General features: G+C 69.1%; 1 protein-coding gene. It reads right to left on the reverse strand.

Annotated elements, in window-relative coordinates:
• On the reverse strand, window positions 1–994 hold a 994-nt coding region (locus tag ACZ7LE_RS28490), incomplete at its 3' end, for an IS481 family transposase (RefSeq protein ID WP_470406564.1).
• Between the last annotated feature and the right edge of the window lie 104 nt (window positions 995–1098).

Raw genomic sequence — 1098 nt, forward strand, 5'->3', positions numbered from 1 at the left:
TGTAGTTCCCCGTGAGGTTGTGAACGCGTTGAGCTGGGGTCTGGCCGCCGATGCCGGTGTGTGGTCGGTGATGGTTGTAGTGGTGTAGCCATGTGTCGTAGGTCGCGGCGCGTGATTCGTCGCTGAGGTAGTGGCGGGCGTAGGCCCACTCGGCGGCCAGGGTCCGGTTGAAGCGTTCGACCTTTCCGTTGGTCTGCGGGCGGTAGGGGCGGGTCCGGCGGTGCTTGATGTCTGCCAGGGCGGCTTCGAAGGCGCGGGATCGGTAGCAGGAGCCGTTGTCGGTCATGACCGCGGTGACGGTGATCCCGGCCTGTGCGAAGAACTGGCGAGCACGATCCCAGAACCCTGCGGCGGTCTCCTTGCGCTCGTCAGGCAGGATCTCGGAGTACGCGAGCCGGGTGTGATCGTCGACGGCGTGGTGCAGGTAGGTGTAGCCCCGTGACGGGCGTGCGCCGTTTCGTGCGGCCTGGTCCCGGACGGTGCCGGCGCGCCGGTCCTGCGCCGAGCCGCGTCCGAACGCCCGCCAGCCGCCACCGTCGGGGATGCGGCCGAGTTTCTTGATGTCGACGTGGACCAATTCGCCAGGTCGTTGAACCTCGTAACGGACCGGGCCAGGTGCGCGCACGGGCAGGCCGGTGAGCTGGTCCACGTCGGCCAGCTGCGGCATGCGGTAGCGGTCCAGGACCCGGCCGACGGTCGAGCGGGGCACGCCCAGGTGGTACGCGATCCGGTGTGGTCCCCAGCGTCGGGTGAACCGCACCGCGACGATCCGTCGCTCGAGGCGGCGCGCGGTGCGTCGGGGGCTGAGGTGCGGGCGGCTGGAGCGGTCGCTCATCGCAAGGCCCTGCCGGTAGCGGGCAGCCCATTTCGAGGCTGTCGCGGGCGAGACCTGGAACCGTTCGGCGGCGCGGCGCACGGGCCAGCCGTCTTCGACGATCGCTCTGGCCAGTCGTGTCCGGCCTGTCGGGGTCAGCGGGGCGTTAGCGTGGGTCACGAGGACCTCCGGGCTGAAGGTTGGTGTGGTAACCCCTTCGATACCGGAGGTCCTCGCTACTTTCCGATCACGCCACGCCGTTCACAACCTTCCGGGGAACTACA

Source organism: Promicromonospora sp. NPDC110617, from assembly GCF_055598465.1.